The sequence below is a fragment of the Streptomyces sp. NPDC054847 genome (genome assembly GCF_053610925.1).
The window spans coordinates 1-2,233 of record NZ_JBSGZJ010000701.1 but is presented as its reverse complement, the minus strand read 5'-3'; the positions used below and the strand labels follow the sequence as shown (position 1 = coordinate 2,233).

Below are 2,233 nucleotides of genomic sequence, written 5' to 3'. Positions count from 1 at the left end.
GGTCCGGGAAGGGACGGGTGGGAACACGCCCCGCGCGGCGGGCCCGCACCCGCGTCCCCTACTTCACCGACCCCGCCATCACCCCCTGCACGAAGTGCCTCTGGAACGCGAAGAAGACGACCAGCGGTACCACCAGTGACAGGAACGCCCCCGGCGCCAGCACCCCGATGTTGCTGCCGAACTGCCGCATCTGGGACTGCAGCGCCACCGTCAGCGGCTGCGACTCGCTGTCCGCGAAGAGCAGCGCGACGAGCATGTCGTTCCAGACCCAGAGGAACTGGAAGATCGCCAGGCTCGCGAGGGCCGGGCGGCCCAGCGGCAGGACGAGGCGGGAGAAGATCCGCCACTCCCCGCCGCCGTCCATCCGCGCCGCCTCCAGCATCTCCCTCGGGATCTCCGCGAAGTAGTTGCGCAGCAGGAAGATGGCGAAGGGCAGCCCGTACGCGACGTGGAAGAGGATGACGCCCGCGACCGTGCCGAACAGGCCCACCGCGCCGAAGAGCTTGGCCACCGGCAGCAGACCGATCTGCACCGGCACGACCAGCAGGCCGACGACCACGAGGAAGACCGCGTCACGGCCGGGGAAGTCCAGCCAGGCGAAGGCGTATCCGGCGAGCGCCGCGATGCCGACGACCAGCAGGGTGGCGGGGACCGAGATCAGGACGGTGTTCCAGAAGGCGCCGGCGATGCCGGAGTCCTCGAAGAGCGCGGTGTAGTTGTCGAGGGACAGCTGCGAGGGGTCGGTGAGCGCCGTCCACCAGCCGTCGGACGCGTTGTCGCGTTCGGACCGCAGGGAGGAGAGGAACAGCCCGGCCAGCGGGGTGATCCAGATGAGTGCGACGACGATCAGTACGGCCTGGACGGCTCCGCTGCCCAGCCATTTCGCGAGCCGGCCCCGGCGGCGGGGGCGTCCGGGCGGGGAGGGCCGGACGGGACGGGCCGCGGCGGCCCGCTCCGTGGGCGGGCGCTCGACGGTGGTGCGGGCGCTCATGATCGGCTCCTTCTGAAGCGCCGGACGTTGAAGATCATGGCCGGTACGACCAGCAGGAGCAGCAGGACGCTCAGGGCGCTGCCGAGCCCTTGGTCGTTGCCGCCGCCGAAGGACACCAGCCACATCCGGGTGGCCAGCACATTGGCCTCTTCCTGGACCGGTCCGGGCGCGATGATGTAGACGAGGTCGAAGACCTTCATCACGTTGATGACCAGCGTCACGAAGACGACCGTGAGCACCGGTGCCAGGAGCGGCACGGTGATCCTTCGGAAGATCTGGCCTTCGGTGGCGCCGTCCATCCGGGCCGCCTCCAGCGCGTCGCGCGGGATGGCGGCGAGCCCGGCGCCGATGAGCACCATCGCGAAGCCGGTCCACACCCACAGGTAGGCGCCGATGATGGCCGGGGTGACGAGCGCCGGCCCGAGCCAGTTGACGCCCTGGTAGGGCGCGGCGAAGTTCGATGCGGGCAGCCGGACGGTGTACTCGCCGTCGGCCAGGCCGTCGAAGCGGAAGGATCCGTCGGCGGCGGTGGTGGCCGTGGCGGCGACCTTGCCGTCGCGGACGGCTTCGACGGTCATGCCGGGCAGGCCCTTCTCCGCCGGATCGACCTTGCCCTGGGTGCCGCCGCCGCCCGGTACGAAGTCGAGGTAGGCGACGCCGCCGATCCCATCTCCGCCGGCCGGGGCCCTGGCGGGCCGCGCCTCAGCGGGGACCGCGTCGGGCGCGACACCGACGAAGCCGAGGCTGACCGGACTGCCGGGGCGGACGGTGTCCTCGGTGCTGTACGGGCCGCCGGCCTTTCCGGTGAGGCCCGACTGCTCGCGGACGCGGGCGGTCGGGTAGGCGGCCGGGTCCTCGAACGCGTCATGGGCGGCGACGACCACCGCGTTGAGGACGCCGCGGTCCGGGTTCTGCTCGTAGGCGAGCCGGAAGATGATGCCCGCGGCGAGGAACGAGACGGCCATGGGCAGGAAGAGCACCAGCTTGAAGGCGGTCGCCCAGCGGACCTTCTCGGTGAGGACGGCCAGCATCAGTCCGAGGCCGGTCAGCAGGACCGGCGCCACCACGACCCAGATGGTGCTGTTGCGGATGGCCTTGAGGGTGGCGGGGTCCTGGAAGATCTCCGTGTAGTTCGCCGCGCCGACGAACTGCTCGCCGCTCGCGTCGAACAGGCTCCGTCCGACGGAGAAGAGGACGGGGTAGACGACCAGCGCACCGAGCAGCAGCACGGCCGGCCGGACG

Annotated in this window: 2 protein-coding genes; both read right to left on the bottom strand. The window is 71.2% G+C overall.

Going from position 1 to position 2,233, the window contains the following annotated elements:
* Positions 1 to 58: 58 nt before the first annotated feature.
* The gene (locus ACWGH4_RS34415; protein WP_441264926.1) at positions 59 to 991 is read right to left on the bottom strand and encodes an ABC transporter permease subunit; all 933 of its coding nucleotides are present in this window, start codon (positions 989 to 991) and stop codon (positions 59 to 61) included.
* On the bottom strand, positions 988 to 2,233 hold a 1,246-nt coding region (locus ACWGH4_RS34410), incomplete at its 5' end, for an ABC transporter permease subunit (RefSeq protein WP_453467754.1). The genes ACWGH4_RS34410 and ACWGH4_RS34415, both read right to left, overlap by 4 nt.

What these genes read in the sequence shown, in the direction of transcription:
- ACWGH4_RS34415 (WP_441264926.1), bottom strand. Translation starts at nt 991, where the DNA reads ATGAGCGCCCGCACCACCGTCGAGCGCCCGCCCACGGAGCGGGCCGCC.